Annotated in this window: 25 protein-coding genes; 7 read left to right on the forward strand and 18 right to left on the reverse strand. The window is 61.3% G+C overall.

All coding sequences use genetic code 11. The features are described 5' to 3' along the window. Positions 1-35 precede the first annotated feature (35 nt). From dsbG to dsbD, 3 genes are read right to left on the reverse strand one after another with little or no spacing between them, the layout of a single operon-like run. Positions 36-797, reverse strand: coding sequence for a thiol:disulfide interchange protein DsbG (gene dsbG, locus J1G33_RS12195; protein WP_223018150.1), 762 nt, complete (start codon positions 795-797; stop codon positions 36-38). Continuing rightward, a complete protein-coding gene (locus tag J1G33_RS12200; RefSeq protein ID WP_032880099.1) occupies positions 773-1618 on the reverse strand; it encodes a TlpA disulfide reductase family protein in 846 nt (281 codons plus the stop codon). The genes dsbG and J1G33_RS12200 overlap by 25 nt, the downstream gene beginning before the upstream one ends. Further along, a complete protein-coding gene (gene dsbD / locus J1G33_RS12205; protein ID WP_148852716.1) occupies positions 1618-3345 on the reverse strand; it encodes a protein-disulfide reductase DsbD in 1728 nt (575 codons plus the stop codon). The genes J1G33_RS12200 and dsbD overlap by 1 nt, the downstream gene beginning before the upstream one ends. A gap of 177 nt (positions 3346-3522) precedes the next feature. On the opposite strand from dsbD, the gene J1G33_RS12210 reads away from it, so the two are divergent. The 5 genes from J1G33_RS12210 to J1G33_RS12230 all read left to right on the forward strand — a co-directional run bounded on the left by J1G33_RS12210 (position 3523) and on the right by J1G33_RS12230 (position 8297). Continuing rightward, entirely contained in the window at positions 3523-4203 is a 681-nt protein-coding gene (locus tag J1G33_RS12210) for a response regulator transcription factor (protein WP_223018151.1), read from the forward strand. Beyond that, positions 4203-5522, forward strand: coding sequence for an ATP-binding protein (locus J1G33_RS12215; protein ID WP_223018152.1), 1320 nt, complete (start codon positions 4203-4205; stop codon positions 5520-5522). The genes J1G33_RS12210 and J1G33_RS12215 overlap by 1 nt, the downstream gene beginning before the upstream one ends. 123 nt (positions 5523-5645) lie before the next feature. Next, a complete protein-coding gene (locus J1G33_RS12220) occupies positions 5646-6413 on the forward strand; it encodes an N-acetylmuramoyl-L-alanine amidase (protein WP_223018153.1) in 768 nt (255 codons plus the stop codon). Between the two features lie 179 nt (positions 6414-6592). Next, positions 6593-7990, forward strand: a complete 1398-nt coding sequence (locus tag J1G33_RS12225) for an aspartate aminotransferase family protein (RefSeq protein ID WP_078821945.1) — start codon at positions 6593-6595, stop codon at positions 7988-7990. An 82-nt stretch (positions 7991-8072) separates the two neighbouring features. Further along, positions 8073-8297, forward strand: a complete 225-nt coding sequence (locus tag J1G33_RS12230; RefSeq protein WP_003192847.1) for an MbtH family protein — start codon at positions 8073-8075, stop codon at positions 8295-8297. A 112-nt stretch (positions 8298-8409) separates the two neighbouring features. Here J1G33_RS12230 and J1G33_RS12235 read toward each other — a convergent pair whose 3' ends face one another. The 8 genes from J1G33_RS12235 to minC form a co-directional block, all read right to left on the reverse strand. Continuing rightward, positions 8410-9756, reverse strand: coding sequence for an amidohydrolase (locus J1G33_RS12235; RefSeq protein WP_032880106.1), 1347 nt, complete (start codon positions 9754-9756; stop codon positions 8410-8412). A gap of 16 nt (positions 9757-9772) precedes the next feature. Beyond that, the gene (locus tag J1G33_RS12240) at positions 9773-11938 is read right to left on the reverse strand and encodes a mechanosensitive ion channel domain-containing protein (protein ID WP_223018154.1); all 2166 of its coding nucleotides are present in this window, start codon (positions 11936-11938) and stop codon (positions 9773-9775) included. Positions 11939-12010: 72 nt separating this feature from the next. Further along, complete coding sequence (locus tag J1G33_RS12245; protein WP_164699536.1) at positions 12011-12187, reverse strand: hypothetical protein; 177 nt, start codon at positions 12185-12187, stop codon at positions 12011-12013. A gap of 153 nt (positions 12188-12340) precedes the next feature. Then, positions 12341-13630 (reverse strand): M18 family aminopeptidase, encoded by a 1290-nt coding sequence (locus tag J1G33_RS12250; protein WP_005789967.1) that lies wholly within the window; start codon positions 13628-13630, stop codon positions 12341-12343. Between the two features lie 171 nt (positions 13631-13801). Next, complete coding sequence (locus J1G33_RS12255) at positions 13802-14437, reverse strand: RluA family pseudouridine synthase (protein ID WP_223018155.1); 636 nt, start codon at positions 14435-14437, stop codon at positions 13802-13804. 93 nt (positions 14438-14530) lie between these two features. Beyond that, the gene (gene minE / locus J1G33_RS12260) at positions 14531-14785 is read right to left on the reverse strand and encodes a cell division topological specificity factor MinE (RefSeq protein WP_003175252.1); all 255 of its coding nucleotides are present in this window, start codon (positions 14783-14785) and stop codon (positions 14531-14533) included. 3 nt (positions 14786-14788) lie between these two features. Beyond that, positions 14789-15601, reverse strand: coding sequence for a septum site-determining protein MinD (gene minD / locus J1G33_RS12265; protein ID WP_103733707.1), 813 nt, complete (start codon positions 15599-15601; stop codon positions 14789-14791). Between the two features lie 199 nt (positions 15602-15800). Beyond that, complete coding sequence (minC, locus tag J1G33_RS12270; RefSeq protein ID WP_005789962.1) at positions 15801-16538, reverse strand: septum site-determining protein MinC; 738 nt, start codon at positions 16536-16538, stop codon at positions 15801-15803. Positions 16539-16657: 119 nt separating this feature from the next. On the opposite strand from minC, the gene J1G33_RS12275 reads away from it, so the two are divergent. Both J1G33_RS12275 and J1G33_RS12280 read left to right on the forward strand, forming a co-directional pair. Continuing rightward, complete coding sequence (locus J1G33_RS12275; protein WP_223018156.1) at positions 16658-17593, forward strand: lipid A biosynthesis lauroyl acyltransferase; 936 nt, start codon at positions 16658-16660, stop codon at positions 17591-17593. Between the two features lie 30 nt (positions 17594-17623). Next, a complete protein-coding gene (locus tag J1G33_RS12280) occupies positions 17624-18772 on the forward strand; it encodes a patatin-like phospholipase family protein (RefSeq protein ID WP_223018157.1) in 1149 nt (382 codons plus the stop codon). A gap of 108 nt (positions 18773-18880) precedes the next feature. Here J1G33_RS12280 and J1G33_RS12285 read toward each other — a convergent pair whose 3' ends face one another. From J1G33_RS12285 to puuE, 7 genes are all read right to left on the reverse strand, one after another. After that, the gene (locus J1G33_RS12285) at positions 18881-19666 is read right to left on the reverse strand and encodes an outer membrane protein OmpK (protein WP_005789957.1); all 786 of its coding nucleotides are present in this window, start codon (positions 19664-19666) and stop codon (positions 18881-18883) included. A 438-nt stretch (positions 19667-20104) separates the two neighbouring features. After that, positions 20105-21448 (reverse strand): nucleobase:cation symporter-2 family protein, encoded by a 1344-nt coding sequence (locus tag J1G33_RS12290; RefSeq protein WP_223018158.1) that lies wholly within the window; start codon positions 21446-21448, stop codon positions 20105-20107. 177 nt (positions 21449-21625) lie between these two features. Further along, positions 21626-22909 (reverse strand): urate hydroxylase PuuD, encoded by a 1284-nt coding sequence (locus tag J1G33_RS12295; RefSeq protein ID WP_032880113.1) that lies wholly within the window; start codon positions 22907-22909, stop codon positions 21626-21628. Positions 22910-22960: 51 nt separating this feature from the next. After that, complete coding sequence (locus J1G33_RS12300) at positions 22961-23464, reverse strand: ureidoglycolate lyase (protein ID WP_005789953.1); 504 nt, start codon at positions 23462-23464, stop codon at positions 22961-22963. Between the two features lie 118 nt (positions 23465-23582). Then, positions 23583-24578: an allantoicase gene (gene alc, locus J1G33_RS12305; protein ID WP_005789952.1), complete on the reverse strand. Its 996-nt coding sequence runs from the start codon at positions 24576-24578 to the stop codon at positions 23583-23585. 41 nt (positions 24579-24619) lie between these two features. Beyond that, the gene (gene uraD, locus J1G33_RS12310) at positions 24620-25135 is read right to left on the reverse strand and encodes a 2-oxo-4-hydroxy-4-carboxy-5-ureidoimidazoline decarboxylase (protein ID WP_223018159.1); all 516 of its coding nucleotides are present in this window, start codon (positions 25133-25135) and stop codon (positions 24620-24622) included. Further along, the gene (puuE, locus tag J1G33_RS12315) at positions 25132-26058 is read right to left on the reverse strand and encodes an allantoinase PuuE (RefSeq protein ID WP_005789948.1); all 927 of its coding nucleotides are present in this window, start codon (positions 26056-26058) and stop codon (positions 25132-25134) included. The genes uraD and puuE overlap by 4 nt, the downstream gene beginning before the upstream one ends. Positions 26059-26356: the final 298 nt, after the last annotated feature.

The following is a 26356-nucleotide window of genomic DNA, read 5'->3' on the forward strand; positions in this document are numbered from 1 at the left end:
AGGGTGGGCGCTTTATGCACGTCGTTTTTATCAACTTACTTCGGCCCCAAAATCTTCACCAACTTCTCCGGCGACGGCGCCCCCTGTTGCTGCTGCAATCCACCCTTGTCATCCAGATAGAAAATCGCCGGCGTTGCTGACAACTCCAGTTCATCCATCAACTTCATATTGGCATCGAGCTTGGCCTCGACCTCGGCCGGGATCTTCTCCAGCGCCTTGAGCTTACTGCCCTTGCCGGCGGCTTCGTGTTCTTGCAGGGCTTTTTGCGGGTCTTTGGCGGCGAGCAGGGCGGCGGATTTGCCTGGGCTGTCTTCGCGGATGATGCCGACCATGATGTGGCGCAACTGCACCTTGCCGGCCTTGACCCACGGCCGCGCCTGTTCCCAGAACATGTTGCAGTAGGGGCAGTTGGGGTCGCTGAACAGGTAGACGACGCGTGGCGCGTTTTTATCGCCGTCCTGGATCCAGCTGCTTTTTTCCATCTTGGCCCAGACTTCCTTGGCCATGGGTGCGTACACCAGTTTTTCCAGGGGCGCGGTGCTCAGGTCATTGCCCTGGGCGTCGTACAGGTTGCCGGCGATCACGTTTTTGCCGTCGGCGGTCAGGTACAGGGCCATGCCACGGTTCTGGTACTGGGCGGCGTAGCCGGTGAGGCCGCTGGGGGCATCGAATTTACCGATGATCCTGGCGCCCTTGGCTTCGATCTGTTTGATCGGCGCCGGCCAGTCTTCGGCCTGGGCCAGGGAGGCGGCGAGCGTCAAGGGCAGCAGGGTCAGCAGGTGGCGGAGGCGAGGCATGTCGGTTTCCTTGTCGTGGTGTCATCGAAGGGTTCCATGGCCCGGGCCAGGCTGGCTTCGGAGAGTTCGCCCAGGTGGCTGTTGATCAGGCGCCCATCGGCTTGGTAGAACAGCGTGGTCGGCAGGGCCATGGAGCCCACGGCCTGGCCGAGGCGGCCGCTGGCGTCGAACAGCACGTTGTCCAGGTTCAGGCCCTGGGTGGCCAGGTAGGTGCTGACGCTTTGCATGCTCTCGGCCTGGTTGACGAACAGAAAGGTCACGTCGGGGCGCATACGCTGGGCGTTTTCCAGCACGGGCATTTCGCGCCGGCACGGCGGGCACCAGGTGGCCCACAGGTTGATCACCAGCGGGCCACCCTGGTAATCCGCCAGTTGCACCACCTCGCCATTGGCGTTGCGCAGGGTGATGTCCGGCAGGCGCGTGCCTTTTTCATACAGGCTGAGGGACAGGCTGGCCATGCCCCAGAACAACAGACCGGTGATCACCCCGGCGCTGAGCGGCTTGCGCAGGGCCGGGCGACGCCAGCCATACGCCAGCGCGCCGAGCACCAGCGCGATGATGCCGGGCCAGGCGAGGAAGCCACCGTCACGCAGGTCGACCATCTCGACCCAGTCGTTGCTGTAATAACTCCAGTACATCAGCACGAAGCTGACGCGGGCGGCCAACATGCCCAGCAGGAACAGGCTGAACAGCACCGATTCGGGGTTCTCACCGCCACGCTTGGCCACGCGCCAGCCCACCAGGGTGGCGAGAATCAGCGCGCTGATCAGCAGGATGTGATTCAGGGCGATGGCGAATGTGCCGATGGTCAGGGTCAACATCAGCGCGCGTCTCGGGTTTGCGTCCAGCGTTGCAGGAAGGCGGCGGCATCCACTTCGCCGGTGATGCGTTGGGCGCGACGTTCATCACCGTCCGGGCCGATCCACACGAAGCTCGGTGGCCCCGGCACCTTGTAGCGGCCCAGCAGTTCGCGGCTGGCAGCGTTGTCGGCGGTGACATCCAGGCGTAGCAGGCGCACGTCTTTGAGCGCGTCCATGACTTCGGGTTTGCCAAACACCTGTTTCTCCATGATCTTGCACGACACGCACCAGTCAGCGTAGTAATCCAGCAGCACCCATTGGCCCTGGGCCTTGGCGCTGTCGAGCTGGCTTTGCAGCACGGCCGGGTCATTGATGGTGGTGAAGGCGTCGTGAGCGCTCGGTGCACCGGCGACCTTTGAGCCGCTGTAAACCTTCAACGGTTGCCACAGCTCATCGCTGCCACCGGCTGCGCCCACCACCAGTACCGCGCCCCACAGGCCCAGCACCAGGGAACCTGCGCCGAACACCTTGGCGGCCAGGCCGAACTCACGGGCCAGTGTCCAGCCGCAGTACGCCATCACCAGCGCCAACGCACCCCACAGGCCGATCCACAGGCTGTCGCCGACCACTGGGCGAATCATCAGCACAGCGGTGCCCAGGAACAGGAAGCCGAAGATACCCTTGAGCACGTTCATCCAGGTGCCCGGCTTGGGCAGGAAGCGATTGCCCACGGTCACCAGCAGCAATAGCGGAATGCCGATACCGATGCCCATGGCGAACAGGATCAGGCCACCGTGCAGCGCATTGCCGCTCTGGGCGATATAGAGCAGGGCGCCGGCCAGGGGCGCGGTCATGCACGGGCCCACCAGCAGGCCGGACAGCGCGCCGAGCACACCAGCACCCACCAGGCTGCCACCGCTTTGCTGGCGGCTGACGTTATCGAGACGGTCGCGCAGGAAGGCGGGCAACTGCAATTCAAAGAAGCCGAACATCGGCAGGGCCAGCAGCACGAACAGCGCGGCAAAGCTGCCGAGTATCCACGGGGTTTGCAGCAGCGCGGCGAGGTTGGCGCCAAGCAGCGCGGCCATCACACCCAGGCCCGCATACACCAGTGCCATGCACACCACGTAGCTACCGGCCAAGGCAAAACCACGGCGCGGGCTGGCGCCACTGCCAACCACCAGGCCGGCGAGAATCGGCAGCATCGGCAGCGAGCAGGGCGCAAACGCCAACAACAGGCCCAGGCCAAAGAAGATCAGCAGGCTCCAGCCCAGGCTGCGTTGTTGCAGGCCGCTGGCCAGGCTTTGGTCCTGGGCCTGCGCGGTAGCGGCTACGGCCGGGTTGCCGCCCAGGTCCACGGTGATCGACTGCGGTGGATAACACAGGCCCGCATCGGCACAGCCCTGCCAGCCCAGCTTGACCTTGCCGGTGGCGCCGGCCGGGATCTTCACTTCCAGGCCCTGGCGATACACTTGCTGTTCGCCGAAGAACTCATCGCTATGGGCTTCACCCTGGGGCAGCACGGGTTGTTCGGCCAAACCGTCGAACTTCATGCGTTGCTGGTACAGGTAGTAACCGTCGGCTATCTGCCAATACAGTTGGGTTTCGCCACTTTCAAGACGTTCGGAGGTAAAGGTGAAGGCTTTGCCCACCGGGAGAAAGTCGGGTTTGGTTTCGAAGGGGTTGCCCGGCGCTGCCTGGGCGAATCCCGCGAACAACACCAGCAGAAAGGTAAACAGATGCCGCATGGTCAAGCCTTAGTTCGATGCAAGTGAGGCACACAATGTGTGGCGCTGATTAACCGATGATTAACCGGACGCTATTCTAGAGTGTAGGGATAATCTGATGTTGTGAACTTTAGCGGCATAATGCGCGCTTAATCTGGCGCTTTTCTAATCACCCCCATCTTTCATGAAGGGTTCAGCATGCACGTACTGGTCTGTGAAGACGACGAACTGATCGCCAGCGGTATCGTGGCCGGCCTCGGTGCCCAGGGCTTTACGGTCGAGCGCGTGGCCACGGCCGCAGCCGCCAGGGCGATGCTCAAGGCCGCAGCGTTCGACATCATGGTGCTCGACCTCGGCCTGCCTGACGAAGATGGCCTCAAGCTGCTGCAACAACAGCGCAGCCAGGGCCTGGAAATTCCCGTGCTGATCCTCACCGCGCGGGACTCGGTGACCAACCGCGTCGACGGCCTGCAAGCTGGCGCCGATGACTACCTGCTCAAGCCCTTCGACCTGCGCGAACTCGCCGCCCGCCTGCAAACCCTGTTGCGCCGGGTGGCGGGGCGCAGCGTCAATCTGATCGAACATGGCCGCCTGGCCTACGACCCCAGCAGCCGCGAAACCTTCCTCGGCGGCCAGCCGGTGGACCTGTCCCGGCGTGAACAGGCGTTGTTGCAGGCGCTTTTGCACAACAAGGGCCGCGTACTGTCCAGCGAACAGCTCAAGGACAGCGTCTACGGTTTCAGCGACGAACTGGAAAGCAACGCGCTCAACGTGCATATCCATCACCTGCGGCGCAAGTTGGGCAATGGCATCGTCGAGACCGTCAGGGGCTTGGGCTATCGCCTGGGGCCGGCTGATGCAGGAGAGAACACTCAGTGATGAGCTTGCGCCTGCGCCTGACGTTCAAGCTGGGCGCCGCTTTTGTGCTGATCTGGGTGCTGGCGGCCGCCTGGATGCTCAACGATTTGCGCAACCAGATGATGTTCTCCCTCGACCAGCGCCTGGTGGCCTCGGCGCGCATGGTAGCCGGGCTCACCGAGCAGATGCCGGGTTTGGCCAGCGTCAGCGGTGGTGCACATTTGCGCACCGAACAGTTGAATGTGCCGGGGGGCATGGCCTGTCAGGTCAGCTCCTTGCGCGGCGAGATCCTGGCACGCAGCCACACGACCCCGGATGAAGGTCTGGAGTCGCGCAGGAGTGGTTTTCGTGACCAGATGATCGATGGCGTGGGTTGGCGCAGTTTCACCCTGTCCCGGGGCGACCTGCTGATCACCACCGCAGACCGCCAGGTGGAGCGTGAGGCACTCAACCTGTCGATCCTGCTGGCAGCATCGGTACCGGTCGGCGTGGCATTGCTTGGTTGCCTGTGCCTGTTGTGGCTGGGCATCGGCCAGAGCCTGGTGCCGCTCAATCGTATGCGCGACGCCTTGATGCGCCGCAGCGCCGACTCTCTCGAACCCTTGCAGATTCACCCGTTGCCCAGCGAGCTCAAGCCGTTGCTCGACACCCAGAACCAACTGTTGCAGCGCATCGCCAAGACCATCGAGCGCGAGCGCCGCCTGACCGGTGACGCGGCCCATGAACTGCGCAGCCCGTTGACGGCAATCAAGACCCACCTGCAAGTGGCGCGCATGACCGAAGGTGCGGCGCGCGACCAGTCGCTGGCGCACGCCGAGGAGGGCGCCGACCGCTTGCATCGCACGCTGGAGCAATTGTTGCTGTTGGCGCGGGTGGAGGGCAGCTTGTCGTTTGACGATGGCTTGCAGTCCAGTGCCGAAGAAGTCGCCAGGTTGGCGATCCAGGACGCCAATGCCGGTGACAATTCCCGTATCGATCTTATTCTTGCGCCGGACCTCTCCCACGTTCCGGTAGAAATGCCCGTAGGCCTCGCCGTCGCGGCCTTGCGTAACCTGCTGGATAACGCTTTGCGCCATACCCCCGCCGATACCCGCGTGGAACTGCACGTGTTTTCTACCCCGGATAACGTGGTGTTCCGCGTGCGTGACCATGGCAAGCAGATTTCCAGCGAAGACCTGCAATACCTTACCCAGCGCTTCTGGCGTAATGGCAACAGCGAAGGCTGCGGCCTGGGCCTGGCGATCGTACAGGCGATTGTGCAGCGCTGTGCCTGCTCGCTTGCGTTCGACAGCCAGTCGGATGGATTGCGGGTTGAGCTGGGTATGCCGCTGCGCCGCTGAACCTTGCTTTTCATGTGCCAAGTAATTACCGCCCGCCTGACATTCAACCCTTCAGGATGGCGGTAATTTTTTTGCGCTTGAACGGGCCGAATGATTCGGCCTGAAATGAAAAGGACGGTTCTTATGTTGGTTATCGACACCAGTTTCCCAGCCAGGGATTTCAACGACCGCCAAGGTGAATCCGTGCAGCAGGTTATTCTGCACTACACCGCGGCGCCTTTTGCTTCGTCCCTGCGTACCCTTACGCAACACGGCGTCAGCGCCCACTATCTGCTGCCCGACCCCGATGAATCCAGCTACCGCGCCGCGGGTTATGAAGAGTTGCGCGTGTTTCGCCTGGTGGAGGAGGACAAACGCGCCTGGCACGCGGGAGTGAGCCATTGGGCGGGGAGGGACGACCTCAACAGCCGCTCGATTGGCGTTGAAATCGTCAACTTGGCGCGGGATGACGCGGGGGTATTTACCTTTCCCGAATACTCCCCGGCACAGATCGATGCGTTGATTGCATTGGTTCGCGACGTGCTTGCACGTTATCCGCAGGTCGGCCCGACTGACCTGATCGGGCATTCGGATGTGGCCTATTGGCGCAAGAGTGATCCGGGGCCGCGGCTGCCCTGGCGTGTTCTGAATGAGGCCGGTATTGGGGCCTGGTTTGATGAGCCAACACGGGCGATGTACCAGCGCCGCTTTTGTGTCGGCTTGCCACCAGAGGTTGAGGTAGAGCGGGCGTTTCAGCGCTACGGCTATAAGCCCGCGCAGAATCGCCGAGCCTTTGAACAGCGCACCCGGGCGTTCCAGATGCACTTTCGGGCTAGGGATTATTGCGGGTTCCTGGATGCAGAGACTTGCGCGATCTTGTATGCACTGAACGACAAATACCGCGGGCTATGAAGTGTGGGAGGGGGCTTGCTCCCACATTTGCATCTTCATTCATCAGTTATCGATCGCCGCCCCCTAAATCCTGTTCTAGCTGATGCGTTTCCAGAACAGGAAATCCGTGCGCATGCCCTTGGGCCAGCCGCCAACGGATCGGCAGTTTGGTCATCATCAGCGTATTGAGGGATCGAGAGATGTCAGTCGCTACCAGCCGTATCGAAGACGCCCTGGCGCCTGCGGAAACGCTCTACCAGTTTGACGAAACCCCGCTGCTGGCCCGCCAGCGCCAGCAGGAGTCCAACGCCCGCAGCTACCCGCGGCGTATCCCCCTGGCGCTCAAACGCGCCAAGGGCCTGTATGTGGAAGACGTCGAGGGGCGGCGTTTCATCGACTGCCTGGCCGGCGCCGGCACCCTGGCGCTGGGGCATAACCATCCGGTGGTGATCCAGGCGATCCAGCAAGTCTTGAGCGACGAGTTGCCGCTGCACACTCTGGACCTGACCACACCGGTCAAGGATCAGTTCGTGCAGGACCTGTTCGGCTTGCTGCCATCGGAACTGGCGCGGGAAGCGAAAATCCAGTTCTGCGGCCCCACCGGCACCGATGCGGTGGAAGCCGCGTTGAAGCTGGTGCGCACCGCCACCGGGCGCAGCACTGTGCTGTCGTTCCAGGGCGCTTATCACGGCATGAGCCAGGGGGCGTTGAGTTTGATGGGCAGCCTGGGGCCGAAGAAGCCGCTGGGGGCGTTGTTGGGCAATGGCGTGCAGTTCCTGCCATTTCCGTATGACTACCGCTGCCCGTTCGGGCTGGGCGGCGCCCAGGGTGTGCGGGCCAACCTGCACTACCTGGAAAACCTGCTCAACGATCCCGAAGCCGGGGTGGTGCTGCCGGCGGCGGTGATTGTCGAAGTGATTCAGGGTGAAGGCGGCGTGATCCCTGCCGACCTCGATTGGTTGCGTGGCTTAAGGCGTATCACCGCGCAAGCGGGGGTGGCGCTGATCGTCGATGAAATCCAGAGCGGCTTTGGGCGTACCGGCAAGATGTTTGCCTTCGAACACGCCGGCATCATTCCGGATGTGGTGGTGATGTCCAAGGCCATTGGCGGCAGCCTGCCGCTGGCGGTGGTGGTGTATCGCGACTGGCTCGACACCTGGCTGCCGGGTGCCCATGCCGGGACGTTCCGCGGCAACCAGATGGCGATGGCGGCGGGCTCGGCGGTGATGCGCTACCTCAAGGATCACGACTTGGCCAGTCATGCGGCGGCCATGGGCGAGCGTCTGTGCGAGCACCTGCGCATCCTGCAGCGCGACTTCCCGCAGTTGGGGGATATCCGTGGTCGTGGGCTGATGCTGGGGGTGGAGCTGGTGGATCCGACGGGCCCGCTTGATAGCCTGGGGCACCCGCCGGTGCATCGCCTGTTGGCACCGCTGGTGCAGCGTGAGTGCCTCAAGCGCGGGCTGATCCTGGAGATGGGCGGGCGCCATGGCGGCGTGGTGCGCTTTCTGCCACCGCTGGTGATCACCGCGGCCGAAGTCGACCAGGTGGCCGAGATCTTCGGGCGCGCCTTGGCGGCGGCGGTTGCCGGCGTTTAATTTTTGCGGTGCCTGGTACGTTTCTACAGATATCAGCGCTGCGCGTGGTGCGCAGCCAGCCTTTGAGCGATGGAGAACAGCAATGACCTCAGTATTTGACCGCGACGACATCCTGTTTCAGGTAGTGGTCAACCACGAAGAGCAGTATTCGATCTGGCCTGACTACAAGGCTGTGCCTGAAGGCTGGCGAACCGTGGGCAAGAGTGGCATGAAGAAGGAGTGCCTGGCGTATATCGAGGAAGTGTGGACGGATATGCGTCCGTTGAGCTTGCGCCAGAAGATGGACGGCGCCGCCCTCGCCAACTGATTCACTTGGGCCCGACTGTGGGAGGGGGCTTGCTCCCGATAGCGGTGTATCAGTCAGTCAATGTTCAACTGAAACACTGCTATCGGGAGCAAGCCCCCTCCCACATCAAGCATTAGTGCGGGGTGTGGGTGTAGAGGTAATCCGTCGCCAACGACGCCAGCGTCCTCACGCCCACCACCAACGCCGACTCATCCACAAAGAACCCAGGGTTGTGATTCGGCGCCGCCTTGCTCATGTCCTGGTCCCTCGGTGTCACCCCCAGGAAGACAAACAGCCCCGGTGCCTCTTTGGCATAGAACGAGAAGTCTTCGGCGCCACCCACCAACGGGCCTTGCACCACATCACCCTGAGCCGCCCAGCGCAGGCTCGGCAGCATTTTCTCGGTCAGCGCCGGGTTGTTGATGGTGGGGTCGTACTTCTCGATGATCGTCACTTCGGCCTTGGCGCCACCGCTTTCGGCGATTTTCTCAACGGTTTGACGCACGTCTGCATGCAGCTTCTGGCGAATGCCGTAGTCGTAGGAGCGAATGGTGCCGCTCATGTCTACCGACTCGGGGATGATGTTGTAGCGGGTACCACCGTTGATGGTGCCGATGCTCACGACAGAGGGGAATGACGAAATATCGGTACGGCGGCTGACCACGGTCTGCAGGCCGACAATGGTTTGCGCGCCAACGGTGATCGGGTCGATACCGTCCCAGGGGCGGCCGGCGTGGGTCTGTTTGCCGAGGATCCTGATGCGCAGGTCGTCGGAGCTGGCCAGGGTCGGGCCTGGGCGGTAGGCGATTTGCCCGGCAGGCACACCGGCCCACACATGCAGGCCGAACACCGCGTCAGGCTTGGGCGCTTTCATCACGCCTTCCTGCACCATCATCTTCGCGCCCCAGGTGTTCTTGCCGTCGGGGATAAAATCGCTGGGGCCTTCTTCGGCCGGTTGGAAATAAAACACCACGGTGCCGGGCAGGCGGTCGCGCATCCCGGTAAGAATCTTCGCAGTGCTCAGCAGGATGGCGGTATGGGCGTCGTGACCGCAGGCGTGCATCACATCGACTTCCTTGCCCAGGTAGGTGCCCTTGGCTTTGGAGGCGAAGGGCAGGTCGGCGACTTCCTTGACCGGCAGCGCATCCATGTCGGCGCGCAGGGCCACGGTCGGGCCGGGCAGCGCGCCTTTCAATATGGCAACGACGCCGGTGCGGGCCACCCCGGTCTTCACCTCAAGGCCGAGTTCGCGCAATTGTTTGGCGACCAACTCGGCGGTGCGGGTTTCGGTATTGCCCAGTTCCGGATGGGCGTGGATGTCGCGGCGGGTTTCCAACAGGCTGGGTTCGAGTATTTTTGCCTGGGAGGCAATGGTTTCCCTGGCACCGTCCTGGCCGCTGCTGGCGGCAATCACTGCACTGCTCGTGACCGCGCAGAGCAAACCCAAAACCCATTGGTGTGTCAGACCGTTCATTCGCATACCAACCTCTGCTTGCTTATTGTTGTGGATCTTTCTCCTGCACGCTGCCTGCTGTCACTACCTGCACGCTCAAGCGCGGCGTTGCCAGGTCGAGGCCGGCTTCATCCAGGTGCCGCTTGAGCGAGAGGTTGAACGCTCGCGAGACTTCCCACTGCTTGATCGGCGCGGTCTTGAAGCGTGCGCGCAGGATCGCGCTGCCGGATTCGAAACTCTCCACGCCCTGGATTTCCAGCGGCGACCAGATATTGCGGCGTTGCAGCGGGTCATTGCGCATGGCGTGGCCGACATCGCGCATCAGCTTGATTGCGTCGTCAATTTCCATGTTGTAGGGGATTGCCACCCGGAAGATCGCGTAGCCGAACTCTCGGGAGTAGTTCTTGATGCTCTTGATCTCGCTGAACGGGATGGTGTGCACGATGCCGTCGATATCGCGCAGGCGCACGGTGCGGATGGTCAGGCCCTCCACCGTACCCAGGTGGCCGCCGACGTCTACGTAGTCGTCGATGGCCAGGGAGTCTTCGATGATGATGAACAAGCCGGTGATCAAGTCCGCTACCAGCGACTGCGCACCAAAGCCGATAGCGATACCGATTACACCCGCACCGGCCAGCAATGGGGTGACATTCATGCCCATGTTCGCCAGCGCCACAATGGCGGCGATGATGAAGATGGTCACGAACAGCACGTTGCGGATCAGCGGCATCATGGTTTGCGCACGCGCGTTGGCCAGGCCTTTGCGTGAGCGGGTCAGGGCGTGGTGGATGGCGGTGTCGCTGAGGATCCAGATCAGCCAGGCAAACAGCAAGGTCCCACCGAGGCCAAACAGCTTCACGGCTATTTCATGGCCGTCACCTTCGGTAAAGCGAATCATCGACAGGCCCCACACCCGCAGCCCCAACTCGATAAACGCCAGCCACACCACCAGGTGCACCAGGGTGTAGACAAACCCTTTGAGGCGTTCGGAGTACAGCGCGTGGCGTTTGTGCCCGCGCTGCGGCTTGAGGGCGTGGCGGCGCACCAGGCCGTTGATCACCATGCACAACACCAGCAGCACCGTGCACAGCAGCGACTGGCGCAGGGCGGTGCTGGTATCGCCGGCCGACAGGAAGGTCGCGAACAGTGAGATACCTACCAGCAGCAAGGCCGGGATGTACCAGAAGGTACCGATGATCGACAGGGTGTCGGTGAGGGCGCGGCGGGTCAGGCGGCGCGACAGCGGCTGGTTGCGGATCAGGTGTGCAATCGGTCGGCGGAAACGCAGGATAAACACGCCGGTGGACAGCGCCGCCATTACATTGGCTACGGTTGCGGCGGTGTGGGCCAGGTGCTGGCCGAGCGCCTCGATCAGGCGCGGATCGCTCAAGGCTTCACCGAAGGCGGCAAAGCTGCCGATCCACCACAGCGGGCGGAACGCCTGATGGCGCAGGATATACAGGGCGCGGTGGCGGTGCGGGCCGTCGAGTACGGAGAAGGCAATTACGCAGATTGCCGAAAAACAGGTGCCGACCACCAAGGCATACGCCAGCACCATCGCCAGGGATTTGCCCACGGAGGAAGGCAGGGCGTAGCTCAGGTAAACCGTGATCACCAGGGCGATCAACCAGGGGCCCAGCTTGCGCAGGGCAAAGCGCAGCATGTCCCAGGTGCGCGGGTGTTGCGGCAACTCTTCGGGCAGGCCGAAACGCTCGCGTACCCGGTGGCTGAGCCAGATCAGCGCGGCGGCCAGCAGGCTCCACACTGCCAGGATCACGGCAAAACCAAAGATGATCGGCAGCCATTCGTTGGCCGGCAGCATCAGCGCGCCCAGTTCATCCTTGGCCTGATCGACTTCATTGGACCAGCGCCCCAATGGGCTGTCGGCGCCGGAAAACTGCTGTTCAAAGCCCGACAGCGTGCTGCCGATCAACCCGAGCACACCTTGCTCTGTCGCGGGTTGGGCCTTTTGCGTGGCGGCGCGCAGCTTTTTCAGGTCGCTCAGCAACTGGGTGCGCTGTTGGTCGTTTTCGAGAGTCTTGATCACCTCGTCCAGCGACTGCCCCAGGGGCACTTCAGCCTGGGGTTGGGTCTTGCTGGAACCACCCAGCATTCCGGGCAAGCCTACGGCTTGGGCGGATGACAGCGGCAGCAGCGTGAGCAGGGCGATCAGCAGGTAGCAGGGCAGGGCAAACAGACGGGAAAGCACGAGGCGGTCAACCTTCAAAGCAACGAATTGACCGAGTGTACGAGGCCGCTATGCCCAATGCGAGCGCATTTGTCATTGCGCCAGTTTGGCGAGGATCTTGTAGACCACGGTGCCCAGGATCAGCAGCATACCAACCCACATGCCGAACACGCCGAGGGGCTTGTCGCGAAAATTGAAACCGACCGCGAGCATGATCATGCCGATCACGATGGGGATGAGCATGGCGTGGAATGAGGACATTGAAATCATGGGAGCAATAGCCTTGTCGCAGTGGAAGTTTTGACAAGTCTAGGCGCGATTGCAGGAAGTGCAGGTGATACAAGTCAGTTTGGCAGTACATCGAACCAAATGTGGGAGGGAGCAAGCCCCCTCCCACATTTCGATCACATTTTGCCCGTCAAATCAGGGCAGGTCGCGGCTCGCGTAAAACGCCCCCAGCACCTTCACCAGGTGCGCCAGGTCATGGCTGCCGCACAGCTCTCGAATGGAGTGCATGGCAAACGTCGGCAAGCCGATATCCACGGTGCGTACACCCAGGTGGCTGGCGGTGATCGGGCCGATGGTCGAGCCGCAGCCCATGTCACTGCGCACCACAAAGCTTTGTACCGGCACTTCCTCGGCCATGCACAGGTGACGGAAGAACCCGGCAGTTTCGCTGTTGGTGGCGTAGCGCTGGTTGCTGTTGACCTTGATCACCGGCCCGGCATTGAGTTTCGGACCGTGGTTGGCGTCGTGCTTCTCGGCGTAGTTGGGGTGCACGCCGTGGGCGTTGTCCGCCGATACCAGCAGTGATTTCTGAATGGTGCGTACGAACTCATCACCTTCAGGCAACAGGCGGCGCAGGGTCTGCTCCAGCATCGGGCCATCGGCGCCGCAGGCCGAGCAGGAGCCGACTTCTTCGTGGTCGTTGCACACCAGCACGCAGGTTTCGTCGGTCTCGCTGGTCAGCAAGGCTTGCAGGCCGGCGTAGCACGACAGCAGGTTGTCCAGGCGCGCACCGGCGATGAAATCGCCATTGAGGCCGATGACCGCCGCGCTTTGGGTGTCGTAGAAGCTCAGCTCGTAGTCGAGCACCACATCAGCGTTCAACCCATGCTCGCGGGCCAACTGTTCGGTGAGCACGGCGCGAAAGTCCACGCGTTCGTCACCGGCAAATTGCGCAAGGATCGGCGGCAGCTCGGTCTGGGCATTGATCGCCCAACCCTGGTTGGCCTCACGGTTCAGGTGAATGGCCAGGTTGGGAATGATGGCGATCGGCAGCTTGAAGTCGATCAATTGGCTTTCGACCTTACCGTCGCGGCGGAAGGTGACGCGGCCAGCCAGGGACAGGTCGCGGTCGAACCACGGCGCGAGCAGCGCACCGCCGTAGACTTCCACGCCCAACTGCCAGAAGCCCTGGCGTTGCAGCTCAGGCTGGGGTTTGACCCGCAGGCACGGGCTGTCGGTGTGGGCGCCGACCAGGCGGATGCCGCCCTGCAACGGCGAGTGGCGGCCGAGCTTGAAGGCGATGATCGAGGAGTCGTTGCGGGTCACGTAGTAGCGACCGTTGGCCTCGGTGGCCCAGGTGTCGCGCTCGTCGAGACGCTGGTAACCAGCCGCTTCCAGGCGCTGGGCGAGGGCCGCAGTGGCATGAAAAGGAGTAGGGGAGGCCTTGAGGAAGTCGATCAGGCCTTGATTCAACGCTTCGCGCATAAATAGCTCCAGACAGCAATGCGCGGAGTTTACCGTTCGATGGCCAGAAGTGCACAGAACAAATGCGGGAGGGGGCTTGCTCCCGATTGCGGTGTGTCAGTGAGCAAATACAGTGACTGACACTCCGCCATCGGAGGCAAGCCCCCTCCCACATTTACCCGTGTTCACAGCTTAAAAGGGGGCAGGGCACTCGAAGCGCAAGCGCTCGCCGCTTTGTGGATGGGTGAAACTGAGCATGCTTGCGTGCAGGCACAGCCGCGGCCAGGCAGCCAAGGCTCGTTCATGAGCATACAAACCATCACCCAGCAACGGATGACCGATGGACAGCATATGCACACGCAACTGGTGCGAACGTCCGGTGATCGGCGTCAGCTCCACGCGGCACCAGTCGCCGCAACGCTCCAACACCTTCCAGAAGGTCAGGGCGTGCTTGCCGAATTCATGGTCGACCACATGGCGGGGCTTGGTTGGCGGGTCGTAGCGCAATGGCAGGTCGATGCTGCCGCTGTCCAGTTCCGGTTGGCCCCAGGCCAGGGCGGTGTAGGCTTTTTCGGTCTCACGGTCGTGAAACTGGCGGGACAGTTCGCGGTGGGTGTCGGCGTCCCGGGCCAGCAGGATGATCCCCGAGGTTTCCCAGTCCAGTCGATGGACGATACGGGCTTCGGGGTAGCCGTTTTCCTGCAGGCGCGTGATCAGGCAGTCCTTGTTGTCGTCGGCGCGACCAGGCACCGAGAGCAGCAGGGTCGGCTTGTTCACCACCAGGACAGCGTCGTCCTGATGCAGGATATGTATATTGGACAGCGGCATTAAACAGCCTCGTAACAAACGCCAACGGCGGCTCGCCCACCTGGTTCCCGAAGGATCAAGGTGATCGAGCCGCCGTGGCGACCGCCCTTTCGATCAACGATCGGGCAGGGTGATATTGAGTTCCAGAATCGAGCAGCTGCCGTCATTTTCCAGAGCGACATGCACGTCATCGTTGCCGATATTGACGTACTTGCGGATCACCTCGACCAGTTCCTTCTGCAAGGCTGGCAGGTAATCCGGCGTGCTGCGTTGGCCGCGTTCGTGCGCCACGATGATCTGTAGACGCTCTTTCGCTACCGACGCGGTACTTGGCTTTTTGTTGGCGCGAAAGAAGTCGAGAAATTTCATTGTTTAGTTGCCTCCAAAGATACGCTCGAAGAATCCCTTCTTCTTAACATCGAGGAAGCGGTGTTCCACGGTCTTGCCCAGCAAGCGATCGACTGCATCGCTGTACGCCTGGCCGGCGTCGCTCTGGTCGTCAAGAATCACCGGCACGCCCTGGTTGGATGCCTTCAGTACGGCCTGGGACTCCGGAATCACGCCCAGCAGGGTCACGGCGAGGATTTCCTTCACGTCTTCAACGCCGAGCATCTCGCCATTGTTGACGCGCTCCGGGTTGTAGCGGGTGAGCAACAGGTGCTCCTTGATCGCGTCCTGGCCTTCTTCAGCGCGCTTGGACTTGCTGGCCAAGAGGCCCAGCATACGGTCCGAGTCACGTACCGAGGAAACTTCCGGGTTGGTCACCACGATGGCTTCATCGGCGAAGTACATCGCCAGGTGAGCACCGGTTTCAATACCGGCCGGAGAATCGCACACCACGTATTCGAAGGTTTCCTTGAGCTCGGCGAGAACCTTGCCCACGCCTTCCTTGGTCAGCGCGTCTTTGTCGCGGGTCTGGCTGGCGGCCAGTACATACAGGTTCTCAAGGCGCTTGTCCTTGATCAGGGCCTGTTGCAGGTTGGCTTCGCCGTTCACCACGTTGACGAAGTCGTACACCACGCGGCGTTCGCAGCCCATGATCAGGTCGAGGTTACGCAAACCGACGTCGAAGTCGACGATGACTGTCTTGTGGCCGCGCAGAGCGAGGCCGGTACCGATAGCGGCGCTGGTGGTGGTCTTACCCACACCACCCTTGCCGGATGTAACCACGAGAATCTTGGCCAAGGTGTTTCACCCCTAAGGAAAAAGGACTTTCGGTCCCTGAAAAACATCTCTTGAAACTCGCTGCAGGCGGACAGCCTTTGCAGGAAAAAGAAGGAGTTTCCATGGAGAAACACCAACTTCCAAAAAGTCCTACACAAGTCTTGCCGGTTTCGCTTTGCTATCAGAGTCTAGAGATGCTTGGAAAATGCGGCAGTATCCGTTAAAGCCGGATGATGTTCAACACATCGCCCGACAGGTTGACCTGCACCGAAGCCCCCCACAGCGGATCACGGCGCAAATCTTCGGAAACCTTGTACTGACCCGCGATGGAAACCAGCTCAGCGGTCAACTGCTGGCAGAAAATCCGCGCTCTGGTATCACCCTTGATGCCGGCGAGGGCACGCCCGCGCATCGGGCCGTATACATGGATGTTGCCATCGGCGAGAAGTTCCGCCCCCGGGCTGACCGAGGAGATCACCACCAGGTCGCCGCCCTGGGCGTAAATCTGCTGCCCGCCGCGTACCGGCGAGGTGATGATCTTTGTCGGCTTGATCGCAGGCTCGGGTGGTTTTTCCGGTTTTTTCTTCTCTTCACCGACCAGCGGTTCCAAGGGACGCTCGCGGGCACCGGATGGAGGCAGTACTGGCAGTTCAATGGCGATGGCGGCGGCAATGTCTTCGATGCGGCTGGCACGAATCGCCAGGGTGCGCAGGCCATGGGAGCGGCACACGCGCATCAGCCCGGGCAAATCAATCACGCCCTGGCCGGCCGGCAGCTTGTCCAGCGCCAGCACCAGCGGGGCGTTGTTGAAAAAGTTTGGCGCCAGGGCAACCTTGGCGGCCAGTTGGCGGTCCAGGGCATCAAGGTCATTGCGCGCCAGTTCCAGCACGGTAATGGCGAGCATGCTGCCTTTTAGCTGGAACACGGGATCTTGGTCTAGCGGTTCGGTTTGGCTCATGGTCGGCGAAAGCGGCTTGTCACGAAAAGTGTCGAGACTTATAACGAGAACACTCACCCGCCGCAAGCCGAGTCGAACCGTTGTAGAATGCGCGGCCCTTGTCTTTACCGGAATCTGTAATGGATCGCCCGCGTTTTCGAGCTGTATTTCTTCACCCGCGTTTTTGGCTGCTATGGCTGGGGCTCGGCCTGCTGTGGCTGGTCACCCAGTTGCCGTACCGGGCGTTGTTGACCATTGGTCGCCTGCTGGGTGCGGGCATGTACCGCGTGGCTGGCGATCGTCGCCGTATCGCGGCGCGTAACCTTGAGCTGTGCTTCCCGGAAAAATCCGTGCAGGAGCGCAAACGCCTGCTCAAGGAAAACTTTGCCTCCACCGGTATCGCCTTTTTTGAAATGGCCATGAGTTGGTGGTGGCCCAAGCCGCGCCTGGCGCGACTGGCCCATGTCGAAGGGCTGGAACACCTCAAGCAGGCACACTTGGAAGGCAAGGGCGTGATCCTGATGGCCCTGCACTTCACCACCCTGGAAATCGGCGCGGCGCTGCTGGGGCAGAAACACACCATCGATGGCATGTACCGCGAGCATGGCAACCCGCTGTTCGATTTTATCCAGCGCCGTGGCCGTGAGCGCCATAACCTCGATTCCCTGGCCGTGGAGCGCGACGACGTGCGCGGTATGCTCAAGCTGCTGCGTGCCGGCCGGGCCATCTGGTACGCGCCGGACCAGGATTACGGCGCCAAGCAAAGCATCTTCGTGCCGCTGTTCGGTATCCAGGCAGCTACCGTCACCGCTACCAGCAAGTTCGCACGCCTGGGCAAGGCGTTGGTGGTGCCGTTCACCCAGGAGCGCCTGGCCGATGGCAGCGGTTATCGATTGGTGATCCATCCACCGTTGACCGACTTCCCGGGTGAAACCGACGAAATCGACTGCCTGCGCATCAACCAATGGGTCGAAGCCTCGGTACGCGATTGCCCCGAGCAATACCTGTGGACCCACCGCCGCTTCAAGAGCCGACCGGCGGGTGAACCCAAGCTGTACGAAAAACGCCGCCGATAAGCGCTGGCTTTTCCCACATGGAGTGACGCAATGCGCCCAGTTGAACCGGTCACAGGCTTGATTCTTTCTGGCGGCGGGGCGCGAGCGGCGTATCAGGTGGGGGTATTGGCGGCGATTGCCGAGTTGCTGCCACCAGGGGCGCCGAATCCTTTTCCGGTGATTGTCGGCACGTCGGCTGGTGCGATCAATGCGGTGAGCCTGGCCAGCGGGGCCACCGATTTCCGTGCGGCTATCCAGCGATTGACGGCATTCTGGCAGGGCTTTCGCAGCCACCAGGTGCTGCGCAGCGACTGGCCTGGGGTAATACGCCAGGCCAGCCGTTTCCTCATCCACAGCTTATTGGGCCTGGGCGCCCAGGTGCCCGTGGCGCTGCTCAACAGCTCGCCACTGCGCGACTTGCTGCAAGAACGCTTGAACCTGGACGGCATCGACGAGGCTATTCGCCGCAAGCACTTGCAGGCAGTGGCGGTGACGGCGTTTGGCTATGAGTCCGGGCAAGCGGTGACTTTCTACCAGGGCGGCGGCACCATCGATGCATGGCTGCGCCATCGGCGTATCGGCGTGCCGACCCAACTGACGGTGGAGCACTTGCTGGCGAGTTCGGCGATTCCGCTGTTGTTTGCTCCGGTCAAACTCGACGAAGAGTACTTTGGCGATGGCGCGGTGCGGCAGTCAGCGCCCATCAGCCCGGCTTTGCACCTGGGCGCCAGCCGCGTGTTGGTCGTCGGCGTGAGCGGCAATCCCAGGGGCAATGAAGCGTCGACGCAACGTACCTACACCGGCCAGCAACCGACCCTGGCGCAAATCGGTGGGCATATGCTCAACAGCACCTTCATTGACAGCCTGGAAAGCGATATCGAACTGCTGGAGCGCTTGAACCAGTTTAGTCGGGTTGTCCCTGTCGACGCCGCGGTGCAGGGCCTGGCGCCGGTAGACGTGCTGGTGATTGCGCCCAGCCAGCCTATCGATGAAATCGCGGCGCGACATCGCCAGGAATTACCGGCGGCGTTGCGCTTGTTCTTGCGCGGACCGGGGGCGACCAAGACCAGTGGGGCGGGGGTGTTGAGTTATTTGCTGTTCGAGGCGGGGTATTGCAGCGAGTTGATCGAGTTGGGGCGCAAGGATGCGCTGGCCAAGCGCGACGAAATCACCCGATTCCTCGGCCTGACGCCGAACTGAATGTGGGAGCTGGCTTGCCTGCGATAGCGGTATGCCAGCCAACACTGCTGGCACAGACACACCGCGATCGCAGGCAAGCCAGCTCCCACAGGGAACCGCGATCAACCTTTAGAAGTGGTACTTGACCAGGAAGCTTGCCGTGTCCTGAGTCGTCTTGAAGGCACCGCTGTCTTCAATCCCGTACTTGTTCTTCCAGTAGTCGTATTCAAAACCTACATACAACTGCTTGTCGCCCCAGTGCAGCGCCTTGCCCAAGTCGTATTTGACCTGCGGGTTGAAGTGCAGGTTGGCGTGATAAGTGCCACGGGCGTTTTTGTCGTTATCCACCACCCAGTCCATGAAACCGTCGATCAGCACGTCGGAGTTGCCCACGGGGATGGTGTACGACCACACCGGAGTGATCTGCCACACACCGTCACCCGGGCGATTGCCCTCGGTCTGGCGCTGGTAGAAATTCAACTGGAAGTAGTCGAAACCGGGGATGTTCAAGTCGAATGCCGGGCCCAGCAGGTAGGACTCGTTATCGCCCTCGCCGAACTCGTAGGTGAAGGCCAGCAGCACGTCCTTGATCGGGCCGAACGACAGGTCCTTGTCGAAAATCTTGCCGAACGACAAACGCGGGCTGAACTCGCCGTAGTAAGTGTTCGGGCCGACATTGCCGTCTTCCTTGCCGTTGTAAAAGATACGGTCGAGGAAGAAGAAGTTGTCGCCGTACTTCCATGCGTCGGCATGTTCGAAGGTGACGGTTTGCTGGATCTGCGGGTTGACGGTAAAGCTCTTGCCCCACAGGTAAGTCAGGCTGTTGTTCTGCCACTGCAACAAGTCACCGGCGACGGCCTGGCCACCAGCCAGCAGGGATCCCGCCAGCATCAGGCCTTTGAACATGGGTTTCATTCGGTTGCTCCCGAGTTAAAGTTTTATGGTTTTTTTCTTCTACGCAGGCGCTCTGGTATGGCGCCTTTTGGTTCGCTGCAAAAATCGTCTGTTCGGTCAGCTTTAATGCTGTTAGCAAGAGCTGCGCCAAGGTGTTTGAAAAGCCAAAAAATCCCCGTCGGCTGCAGCGGATGCAGTCGAATTCAGAGGACTTTTGCGCACTTTGGCAGCCAACATCAGGCCGGGATAAGTTGGCCTTGAAGTCAGCTTTTACATTCGCTGTTTTTTTTTGAGTCGATTCGAGCGGGCGCGGAGAATACTGGCTCCCAGGCCTGGGCTCAAGTGCGCTGTAACAGAGCGCGAGGGGCGAGAATGGGGCGCGGCGTGTGGCCGGCCCCGGTTGAAGGCTGTGCATGTGGCTGTTCCCTGTTTGTTGTTATTTTTGTACTAACAAAGGAATCAATGCGTATGGGCGACTTCGGGGCGTTCAGCGCCGCCGAGGATGTTGAACAGGATGTTCAGCGACAACGCGCTGAGTGTGGCCATGGCGATCCCGCTGTGGGTAATCGGGCTCATCCACAGTGGCAGTTGCGCGAAGAACTCCGGCCGTACCACGGGGATCAGGCCCATGCCGATGCTCACCGCTACCAATAGCTGGTTGCGACGGTCGGCGATGTCGGCTTCCTGCAGGATCTTGATCCCGGTCGCCGCCACCATGCCGAACATGGCTATCGCCGCGCCACCGAGTACTGCCGGCGGAATCGACGCGACCAGATAGGCGGCCTTGGGCAACAGGCTCAGCACAATCAGAAAGGCCCCGGCCATGATCGTGACCGAGCGGCAGCGCACGCCGGTCATTTGTACCAGGCCGATATTCTGCGCGAAGGAGGAGTGGGTAAAGGTGTTGAAGAAACCGGCAAAGAACGACGCGCCGGCGTCACACAACAGGCCGCGGCGCAGCATTTTCGGGGTGACCTCCTGGCCGGTGATCTTGCCCAGGGCGAGGAACATGCCGGTGGACTCGACAAAGATAATCACCACCACCAGGCACATCGACAGGATCGGCGCCAACTCGAACTTGGGCATACCGAAGTGCAACGGCGTGACCACCTGCACCCAGGGCGCCTGGGCCAGGCCACTGAGGTCGACCATGCCGATAACGCCGCACAACCCGTAACCCAGGCCCATGCCGATCAGCACCGAGATATTCACCCAGAAGCCGCGCATGAAGCGGTTGATCAGCAGGATGGTCGCCAGCACCAGGGCGGCAATCGCCAGATTCACCGGCGAGCCGAACGTGGCGGCAGCGCTGCCGCCACCGGCCCAGTTCACGGCCACGGGAAACAGCGAGAGGCCGATGGCGGTAATGACGGTACCGGTCACCAGCGGCGGGAAAAAGCGCACGACCTTGGACATGAATGGCGCGATCAGCATGCCGAAGAACCCGGCGGCGATAGTCGCGCCGAAGATGCCTTGCAAACCGATACCGGGCATACCGGCCATGGCGACCATGCTGCCGACGGCGGCGAAGCTGGCACCCATCATCACCGGCATACGGATACCTACCGGGCCGATGCCGAACGACTGCACCATGGTGGCGATACCGGCCACCAGCAGGTCGGCGTTGATCAGGAAGGCGATTTCTTCACGGCTCAAGCCTGCGGCCTGGCCAATGATCAGGGGGACGGCGACGGCGCCGCCGTACATCAGCAAGACGTGTTGCAAGCCAACCAGAATCAGTTGCAAGAGGGGCAGCCGCACCATGGCGGGTGCGGCAGGAGTCTGCGTTTCTAACTGGGACATGCAACACCTCGAATCTTTTTATTTTTGTGTTGTTTGCAAAGCAATTTTCAAAACACGGCAGATCTCAATTGTGGGAGCTGGCTTGCCTGCGATAGCGCAGGGTCGGCAACTCATCCGGTGACTGACACACTGCTATCGCAGGCAAGCCAGCTCCCACATTGGTCCCGTGTGAAACAGTCAGTTGGTGCGGGCCCCCTGATTGATCCAGGTGCCGATCAGGTCTCTTTCCTGCTGGGTCATCTGGGTAATATTGCCCAACGGCATGATCTGGCTGGCCACGGCCTGCGCTTGAATACGCGCGGCCTGCTGCTGGATCTGTGTCGGTGTGTCGAACATCACCCCAGCCGGAGCGGTGCTGAACAACGGGCTGGTGGGCTTGGCCGAATGGCACACGGTGCAGCGTTGCTCGATCACATGGTGCACCTGGCCGAAGTCGGTCGTGGCCTGGGCCGGTGCCGGTTCAGCGGCGGGGGCGGCAGGCGCTGCGGGTTTCAAGCCACCGCCCAGGGCGGTTTCCGGCAGCGGCTGGTACTCGATCGCAGCAGGTGCCTTGGCAATCGGTTCTGCAGGTTTGGGCCCGGTTACATACGCCAGGCTGATCATCGCCAACGCGCCCACCGGCAAGGTCCACGCATACTTCTGGCTGTCATGCCGGGTGTTGAAGTAGTGCCTTACCAGCACCGCCGCCACTGCGATCCCGGCCAGGATCAGCCAGTTGTATTGGCTGCCGTAGGTACTCGGGAAGTGGTTGCTGATCATGATGAACAGCACCGGCAAGGTGAAGTAGTTGTTGTGGCGTGAACGCAGCAAGCCCTTGGCCGGCAGCGCCGGATCCGGTGTGCGGTTCTCGGCGATGGCTGCCACCAGTGCACGCTGGGCGGGCATGATGATGCGGAACACGTTACCGACCATGATCGTACCGATCACCGCACCCACGTGCAGGTAGGCGCCACGGCCGCTGAACACCTTGCTGAAGCCATACGCCGCCGCAATCAGCAGCACGAACAGGATCAAGCCGAGCAGGGCAGGGCGCTTGCCCAGGGCCGAGTCGCAGAGGAAGGAGTAGATGAACCAGCCGGCGAACAGTGAGCCGATGCCCAGCAATACGCCTTCGGTGCCGCTGAGGCTGCTGCCGGGGGCGAGCAGGTACAGCGTGGGGTTGAGGTAGAACACCACGCAGAGCAGTGCGACGCCCGACATCCAGGTGAAGTAGGCTTCCCATTTGAACCAGTGCAGGTTGTCCGGCATGGTCGGCGGAGCCAGTTTGTATTTTTCCAGGTGGTAGATACCGCCACCGTGGATCGCCCACAAGTCACCGGCCAGGCCGTTCTTGGGGTTGACGCGATTGAGGTTGTTTTCCAGCCAGACAAAGTAGAACGAAGCGCCGATCCAGGCGACGCCAGTGATCATGTGAACCCAGCGCACGCTCAGGTTCAGCCATTCCAACAGATGTGCTTCCACAGTCTTTACCTCTCGCCTGTCACCCTTGTTGTCGGGTGATCCGGCCTTCTCTTATTGGTGGGGGGCGAGGATCAACCGCTCATCCTCTTTGAAAAAATGCTCATCGCAGTTATTGCCTGTGCCACTGCGATCAACCACCAGGAAGTCATCCCGCTTTTCGATCGTCAGCACCGGGTGGTGCCAGACGCCGCGATGGTAATTGATGCCCTGCCTGCCGTTGGTAACGAAGGCGCGGACCAAGCCTGATACAGGTGCATCGCCAAGTGGCGCGACCACGATCAGAAAGGGGTTGCCGAGCAGCGGTATGAACGCCTGGCTGCCCAGCGGGTGTCTCTCCAGCATGCACACGGTCAACGGCATGTCCTGCGCATCGGCGCGGAAGATGCTGATGATGGCGTGGTCTTCAGGCTGTGCTGTTTCGACCGTTGCCAGTTTGTGAAAGCGCATGGTCGACCCGTTGTTGATCATGAAGTGATCGCTGCCATCGGTTTCGATAACGTCTCCGAAAGGGGCGAAGGCTTCTTTGGTCAGGGGTTCGATCATCAGTGTGCGCATGGCTGTCTCTTATCCGAATACTGTGTTGTTTGGTCTATTGCTATCGCGGGCAAGCCCGCTCCCACATTTGGAATGCATTCCCCTGTGGGAACTGGCTTGCCTGCGATGGCATCACCGCTTATTTCGACACTTTGCCCAGGACGCGCAGGCGACTCACACCGCCATCCGGGAACACATTCAGGCGGATATGGGTAATCGGCCCCAGCGCCTTGATCTGCTCGGCGAAGGTGTGTTCTGCGTGCATTTCCAGTTTCTGCGCCGGCAACAGTTCACGCCAGAACAGCGATTGGGTTTCGATCTGACTGTCGGTTCCGCCTTTGACGAAGGCGCCCTGGATCGAGCAGGTGTCCGGGTAGTTGCCCTTGAAGTGCAGGGTGTCGACGATGATCTTTTCGATCTCGCCCGGGTGGCCCAACGCGACGATCACCCAGTCATTGCCCGGTGTACGACGACGCGCGGTTTCCCAGCCATCACCCATGTTGATGCCACGGCCCGGGTTGAGGATGTTGCTCATGCGGCCGAAGTGTTCATCGGAGCAGGCCAGGGCACGACCGCCATTGAGCGCGGCAGCCAGGTCGACCTGTTCGTTGTCGCCCACCGAAGACCAATCGCGGAACGGCACGCCATACACACGCAGACGGGCGACGCCGCCATCCGGGTAGATATTGAAGCGCAGGTGGCTGAACGCCTGGTCGTTGTTGATCTCGTGGTAGTGGTGACTGTTGCCTTGCAGCTCTACCGCCGACAGCACTTCAACCCATTGGGTATTGGCGTCCGGCTCGCCCGAGGCCAGGAAGCAGGCTTCCAGTGAGGCCGACGGCGGGAAGTTGCCGGTGAAGAATGAAGTGTCGATGTCCACGCCTTTGATCGAACCCGGCACGCCCAGGCGGATCACCGCGCTGTCGTAGCCTTCGAAGCGCTTGCGGCGTGACTCCCAGCCGTCCATCCACTTGCCGTTGTCATCGAAAACGCCCTCCTTCCACACGGCCGGGGTCGGCTGGAACAGGCGGTTGGCGTCGGCGAACCAGTCATCGGTCACCGAGATGATCTTGGTGCCCAGGCGGGCGTCGGCCAGGTTGACGAACTTTTCGAAAGGTACGGCGTAAGCTTTCATTCTTCTTGTCTGCCTTGGATAGAGTGGCTGGGGATGGTCGTTTAGAGGGTCAATAAACGGAACAACGCGATCTTGTTGATCTCGTCCAGCGCGCACTTGAACTCGGTGTCTGTCGAGTTATGGATGCGCGTTTCGAACGCGGCGAGAATCTGGTGCCGGTTGCTGCCTTTTACCGCCATGATGAAGGGAAACTTGAACTTGGCCTTGTAGGCGTCATTCAGCTCGGTGAAGCGAGAAAACTCTTCGGCCGTGCATTGGTGGATACCGGCGCCAGCCTGTTCATTGGTGCTGGCTTCGGTCAGTTGGCCCTGGACGGCGGCTTTACCGGCCAGGTCCGGGTGGGCGTTGATCAGGGCCAACTGGCTTTGATGATCAGCGCTCAACAGGATATCGCTCATGCGCTGGTGCAGGATTTCGATCTGGTCGATCGACGCATCCTGGCCCAGCTCGAAGGCCTTTTCGGCTACCCATGGCGAGTGTTCGTAAATATCGGCAAAGGCTGCGACGAAGGCGTCGCGGCTCAGGGTCGACGGTTGCAAGGTCTGGAACGCAGTCATTTCGCCGCTCCCGTGCAGGGGTGGGTTTGGTGCCAGTGACGGGCGATGTCCACGCGGCGGGTGAACCACACCTGATCATGGCCTTTAACGTATTCAATGAAGCGCTTGAGCGAGGCCAGGCGTGCCGGGCGGCCGATCAGGCGGCAATGCAGGCCGATCGAAAGCATCTTCGGCGCTTCGGCACCTTCGGCATACAGCACGTCGAAGGCATCCTTGAGGTATTCGAAAAAGTCGTCACCCTTGTTGAAACCCTGCACCTGGGTGAAGCGCATGTCGTTGGTGTCCAGGGTGTAGGGGATCACCAGGTGCGGCTTGCCGTTAGGGGTATTGGGTTCCCAGTAGGGCAGGTCGTCGTCATAGGTGTCGCAGTCATACAGGAAACCGCCTTCCTCCATCACCAGGCGGCGGGTGTTGGGGCCGGTACGACCGGTGTACCAACCCAGCGGGCGTTCGCCGGTCAGCTCGGTGAGGATGCGGATGGCTTCGAGCATGTGCTCGCGCTCCTGGGCCTCGTCCATGTACTGGTAGTCGATCCAGCGGTAGCCGTGGCTGCAAATCTCGTGGCCGGCGGCGACCATGGCGCGGATTACATCCGGATGACGCTGGGCAGCCATGGCCACGGCGAAGATAGTCAGCGGTATGTCGAATTCTTTGAACAACTTGAGGATGCGCCACACCCCGGCACGGCTGCCGTATTCGTACAGCGACTCCATGCTCATGTTGCGCTCGCCTTGCAGCGGCTGGGCCGAGACCATTTCCGAAAGGAAGGCTTCAGACTCTTTGTCGCCATGCAGGATATTGCGCTCGCCGCCCTCTTCGTAGTTGAGTACGAACGACAGCGCAATGCGTGCGTTGCCCGGCCAGTGGGGGTGAGGAGGGTTACTGCCGTAACCGATCAGGTCGCGTGGGTAGTCAGCGCTCACTGCAGTCTTCCTTCTTGTTCGTGGTAGCTAGGTGTGTGGCGGCCGGGCAGTGGAAAGACTGGGTGGCGTCACAGCGATGAGTGATTGTATACAACTTATCGCAAACTTTGTAAGCCTGCATTTCTGCATTTTTTCTGAACGGTCTGTCTGCAAGAAACTTGCCTAAGTGGTCAGGTTAAAATGAAAAAGCCCACTGCGGGAGCGAGCTTGCTCGCGAAAACCCTGAGGGCGCCACTTTTCATTCTGAGAGCCCGCGTCATCGTTGGCGTTTTTCGCGAGCAAGCTCGCTCCTACAGGA

This window comes from Pseudomonas sp. P867, from assembly GCF_019891455.1.
GTDB classification, from domain to species: Bacteria; Pseudomonadota; Gammaproteobacteria; order Pseudomonadales; family Pseudomonadaceae; genus Aquipseudomonas; species Aquipseudomonas synxantha_A.

Coding starts and splice junctions, on each gene's coding strand:
- dsbG (WP_223018150.1), bottom strand. CDS start 797: ATGCCTCGCCTCCGCCACCTGCTGACCCTGCTGCCCTTGACGCTCGCC.
- J1G33_RS12200 (WP_032880099.1), bottom strand. CDS start 1,618: ATGTTGACCCTGACCATCGGCACATTCGCCATCGCCCTGAATCACATC.
- dsbD (WP_148852716.1), bottom strand. CDS start 3,345: ATGCGGCATCTGTTTACCTTTCTGCTGGTGTTGTTCGCGGGATTCGCC.
- J1G33_RS12210 (WP_223018151.1), top strand. CDS start 3,523: ATGCACGTACTGGTCTGTGAAGACGACGAACTGATCGCCAGCGGTATC.
- J1G33_RS12215 (WP_223018152.1), top strand. CDS start 4,203: ATGAGCTTGCGCCTGCGCCTGACGTTCAAGCTGGGCGCCGCTTTTGTG.
- J1G33_RS12220 (WP_223018153.1), top strand. CDS start 5,646: ATGTTGGTTATCGACACCAGTTTCCCAGCCAGGGATTTCAACGACCGC.
- J1G33_RS12225 (WP_078821945.1), top strand. CDS start 6,593: ATGTCAGTCGCTACCAGCCGTATCGAAGACGCCCTGGCGCCTGCGGAA.
- J1G33_RS12230 (WP_003192847.1), top strand. CDS start 8,073: ATGACCTCAGTATTTGACCGCGACGACATCCTGTTTCAGGTAGTGGTC.
- J1G33_RS12235 (WP_032880106.1), bottom strand. CDS start 9,756: ATGCGAATGAACGGTCTGACACACCAATGGGTTTTGGGTTTGCTCTGC.
- J1G33_RS12245 (WP_164699536.1), bottom strand. CDS start 12,187: ATGATTTCAATGTCCTCATTCCACGCCATGCTCATCCCCATCGTGATC.
- J1G33_RS12250 (WP_005789967.1), bottom strand. CDS start 13,630: ATGCGCGAAGCGTTGAATCAAGGCCTGATCGACTTCCTCAAGGCCTCC.
- J1G33_RS12255 (WP_223018155.1), bottom strand. CDS start 14,437: ATGCCGCTGTCCAATATACATATCCTGCATCAGGACGACGCTGTCCTG.
- minE (WP_003175252.1), bottom strand. CDS start 14,785: ATGAAATTTCTCGACTTCTTTCGCGCCAACAAAAAGCCAAGTACCGCG.
- minC (WP_005789962.1), bottom strand. CDS start 16,538: ATGAGCCAAACCGAACCGCTAGACCAAGATCCCGTGTTCCAGCTAAAA.
- J1G33_RS12275 (WP_223018156.1), top strand. CDS start 16,658: ATGGATCGCCCGCGTTTTCGAGCTGTATTTCTTCACCCGCGTTTTTGG.
- J1G33_RS12280 (WP_223018157.1), top strand. CDS start 17,624: ATGCGCCCAGTTGAACCGGTCACAGGCTTGATTCTTTCTGGCGGCGGG.
- J1G33_RS12285 (WP_005789957.1), bottom strand. CDS start 19,666: ATGAAACCCATGTTCAAAGGCCTGATGCTGGCGGGATCCCTGCTGGCT.
- J1G33_RS12290 (WP_223018158.1), bottom strand. CDS start 21,448: ATGTCCCAGTTAGAAACGCAGACTCCTGCCGCACCCGCCATGGTGCGG.
- J1G33_RS12300 (WP_005789953.1), bottom strand. CDS start 23,464: ATGCGCACACTGATGATCGAACCCCTGACCAAAGAAGCCTTCGCCCCT.
- alc (WP_005789952.1), bottom strand. CDS start 24,578: ATGAAAGCTTACGCCGTACCTTTCGAAAAGTTCGTCAACCTGGCCGAC.
- uraD (WP_223018159.1), bottom strand. CDS start 25,135: ATGACTGCGTTCCAGACCTTGCAACCGTCGACCCTGAGCCGCGACGCC.